At 29.3% G+C, this 3,133-nt stretch carries 5 protein-coding genes and 1 pseudogene; all 6 read right to left on the bottom strand.

From position 1 onward, the window contains the following. Nucleotides 1-212 precede the first annotated feature (212 nt). The gene (locus B5G32_RS13285; RefSeq protein WP_087244162.1) at nucleotides 213-602 is read right to left on the bottom strand and encodes an arsenate reductase/protein-tyrosine-phosphatase family protein; all 390 of its coding nucleotides are present in this window, start codon (nucleotides 600-602) and stop codon (nucleotides 213-215) included. A gap of 4 nt (nucleotides 603-606) precedes the next feature. Further along, nucleotides 607-948, bottom strand: coding sequence for a thioredoxin family protein (locus B5G32_RS13280; RefSeq protein WP_087304884.1), 342 nt, complete (start codon nucleotides 946-948; stop codon nucleotides 607-609). A gap of 14 nt (nucleotides 949-962) precedes the next feature. Continuing rightward, the gene (locus B5G32_RS13275; protein WP_087936937.1) at nucleotides 963-1,223 is read right to left on the bottom strand and encodes an RDAC family protein; all 261 of its coding nucleotides are present in this window, start codon (nucleotides 1,221-1,223) and stop codon (nucleotides 963-965) included. A gap of 11 nt (nucleotides 1,224-1,234) precedes the next feature. Next, complete coding sequence (locus B5G32_RS13270) at nucleotides 1,235-2,239, bottom strand: permease (RefSeq protein ID WP_087244165.1); 1,005 nt, start codon at nucleotides 2,237-2,239, stop codon at nucleotides 1,235-1,237. 84 nt (nucleotides 2,240-2,323) lie between these two features. Beyond that, nucleotides 2,324-2,599 (bottom strand): ArsR/SmtB family transcription factor, encoded by a 276-nt coding sequence (locus B5G32_RS13265; RefSeq protein WP_087936936.1) that lies wholly within the window; start codon nucleotides 2,597-2,599, stop codon nucleotides 2,324-2,326. A gap of 294 nt (nucleotides 2,600-2,893) precedes the next feature. Further along, nucleotides 2,894-3,133: pseudogene (locus B5G32_RS14050) on the bottom strand (hypothetical protein); the annotation flags it as partial.

Genomic DNA, 3,133 nt, shown 5'->3' with positions numbered 1-3,133 from the left:
TCATCAAAAATCAAGGGGTATTTGTACGCTTTTTTAGCGTTTTCAAACACAAAAAGGATATGATTAGATACTAAATTGGCTAAACATATCCTTTTGCCATTTTAAATTGACGACATTGGTTATATATGATCTCTTTTATTATAACATACACCTTTCAATAACTATAAGGTCAATATGATTTTATAAAAAAAGAGCTTATAAGCTCATTTTATTTAATAATTTAATTTTTTTATTTTCTTCTCTATTTCTTTGATGATTTTGATGAATTCATCATCACTTTTTCCAGTAGGGTCATCTAAATTCCAATTATCATCAAAACTTTTACCTACATATGGACAAGTAACGTTACATCCCATAGAAATAGCAATATCTACTTGAGGAATATCTTGGACTAATTTACTATATTGGTTCTGTTCCATATCAATTTGATACATGTCTTTTATAAGTCTGACAGCATCCTGATTAATTTGAGGTTTCAATTCTGTTCCACAAGAGTAAAAATCATATCTGTCACTCATAAACTTTTTTCCTAATGCTTCAGCAATTTGACTGCGACATGAATTATGAACACACACAAATGCAATTTTAAGTTTTCTTTCCATATATTTATTGACCTTTCATTTTTATTGATAAAATATGTTTGACTTCATCTACTGATAAAACTTTCCCAAAAGAAACAACTTCTCCATTCAATACTAATGCTGGTGTGGACATAACACCATAGGATGCAATTTGAGAAAAATCAGTGATATGTTCAATTGGTAAATTAAAATTGAATTCTGATAATGCTATTCTTACTGATTCCTCTAGTTTATCACATTTTTGACATCCTGAGCCTAAGATTTTTATTCCATCATCTTTTTTTAATTCTTCAGCTTTTTTAACACTTTCCTCATCAATCTGACTACAACAACATTCCTTTTTTTCTTTCTTTTTAAATAGATTCATATACATTCTCCTTTTCATTTTTCATAATCAAACTTTGATTCCACATTAAGAATATGTTCATTCTCTTTACTTTTTCTAACTCTCATCCATTTTTTATCCAGATACTCATTCATATATTCAATAATTTCATCAATAGGATATTCCTTACCATCTTGTCGAAGTTCTAAGCCATTGCATGTACATGCTCCAATAGCATGAATGGAATATTCTATTCCTTTTTCTTTTAATAACTGATTGATATCGACGATCATATTAAAATGAACAACATTTGCCATATGCCTTCCTCCTAATACAGTAAAAATGAAAATATGTTAAACAAATAACCAACAATCATAATTCCTAGAGTACAGATTGCAATAAACAATGCTAGAAGTTTGGGTTTTACAGCTTTTTTTAACATAATTAATGAAGGTAAACTTAATGTTGTCACTGCCATCATAAAGGCTAATACTGTTCCAAGTAAAGCACCTTTAGCCAGTAAAGCTTCTGCAACTGGAATAGTTCCAAAAATGTCAGCATACATTGGAATTCCTACAATTGTTGCTAAAATAACTCCAAAAGGATTATTTCCACCGAGTATGCCTTCTATCCATGCTTCTGGAATCCAGTTATGAATAATGGCTCCAATTCCTACACCTATCAAAATATATGGAAAAACTTTTTTAAAGGTTTCTATAACCTGCTCCTTGGCATACTGAAGACGTTCTGTTTTACTTAGATCTGGTGAGCTAATATCTACATGACTAGATTTCATAATGAATGCTTCAACATATTTTTCCATATGCATTTTTTCAATAACTATTCCGCCAATAACAGCAATAATAAGCCCAACTATAACATAGGCGACTGCAATTTTGATTCCAAAGATACTCATCAATAAAACAAGACTTCCTAAATCAACCATAGGTGAAGAAATCAAAAATGAGAAAGTGACTCCTAATGGCAAGCCAGCACTTGTAAATCCAATAAATAGCGGTATAGATGAACATGAACAAAAAGGCGTTACTGTACCTAATAAAGCAGAAATGATATTTGCTTTTATACCAAGAAATCGACCTAGAATTTTCTTGCTTCTTTCTGGTGGAAAATAACTTTGAATATACGAAATCATAAAGATCAATACACATAACAATACTGTGATCTTTATAACATCATAAATAAAAAACTGAATACTGGCTCCAATATTGGAAGTGATATCTATACCAACAGAAGTTAGCAATAAAGCAATCAATTCATTGAGCCAGTTCATTCCTAAAATTTGATTTTGAAAGAATAACCAAATTTCTTTCATAGTTCCTCCTTATATCGATATATTTCGATTTATATATTTGAATTTTTGCCACCCTAATGGTGGCTTTATAAAATGAAAAATCATCTACATGCGATATTTTTTTAAATACTGGATAACTTTTTCAATCCCATCACCTGATAAAGAATAATGTGACCACTTGCCATCCTTTCTTACATTCACAACCCTTGCATCTGTTAATATTTTCATATGGTGTGATAAAGTAGATTGACTTACATCAAGAATTTCTAAAAGTTTACATGCACAATGTTCTCCATCTTTTAAAATATTAAGAATCTTTAAACGATTAGGATCACAAAATGCTTTGAAAACTTTTGCTTCCTGTTCATAATCTTTATCCATATCATCACCTCATATCTATATTCTTCGATATGATATTAACATACATATCGATGATTGTCAATGTGATAAAAATAGAGAAGAAATGGCAAAATGTTGATTTTATATTTGATACTTAATTTGAAAAGTAAATTCCACTTTTTTTAAGACTAAGTTCTACTTAAAAAATATTGATAAGTAGAACTTAATCTTAGAAATGACATAATTTATATTTTTGATTTTTATATTTGTGTATATAATGAACTTCAAGTGAATTTCATTTTTTTTATAGATTGTAATGAATTTACAAGACTAAATTCAACTTTTTAATTGCTTACATATATAAAGCTCAAAATCAGGACAAACGCTTTGACATATGTCACAACTTTTACAAAGCTTGAGATTACATTTGACATGAGAGCATAAATGAGTATGTGTACAGCTTTTAACATGAGCACAGGTGCCATTTTTACTAAGGGTATTGGAAATTCTCTGTTCAATTCTATGTTTCCTGATTTCTTTGGAAACAGTAGATTTATCTTTTGAAATAGCTGAAGC

The sequence above is a fragment of the Massilimicrobiota sp. An80 genome (assembly GCF_002159255.1).
GTDB classification, from domain to species: domain Bacteria; phylum Bacillota_I; class Bacilli_A; order Erysipelotrichales; family Coprobacillaceae; genus Allocoprobacillus; species Allocoprobacillus merdigallinarum.
The sequence above is the reverse complement of the archived record's forward strand: the minus strand, read 5'-3'. Positions and strand labels throughout refer to the sequence as shown.

Excerpts from the sequence above, each read along its gene's own strand:
- B5G32_RS13280 (WP_087304884.1), bottom strand. The coding sequence starts at position 948 with ATGAATCTATTTAAAAAGAAAGAAAAAAAGGAATGTTGTTGTAGTCAG.
- B5G32_RS13270 (WP_087244165.1), bottom strand. The coding sequence starts at position 2,239 with ATGAAAGAAATTTGGTTATTCTTTCAAAATCAAATTTTAGGAATGAAC.
- B5G32_RS13275 (WP_087936937.1), bottom strand. The coding sequence starts at position 1,223 with ATGGCAAATGTTGTTCATTTTAATATGATCGTCGATATCAATCAGTTA.
- B5G32_RS13285 (WP_087244162.1), bottom strand. The coding sequence starts at position 602 with ATGGAAAGAAAACTTAAAATTGCATTTGTGTGTGTTCATAATTCATGT.
- B5G32_RS13265 (WP_087936936.1), bottom strand. The coding sequence starts at position 2,599 with ATGGATAAAGATTATGAACAGGAAGCAAAAGTTTTCAAAGCATTTTGT.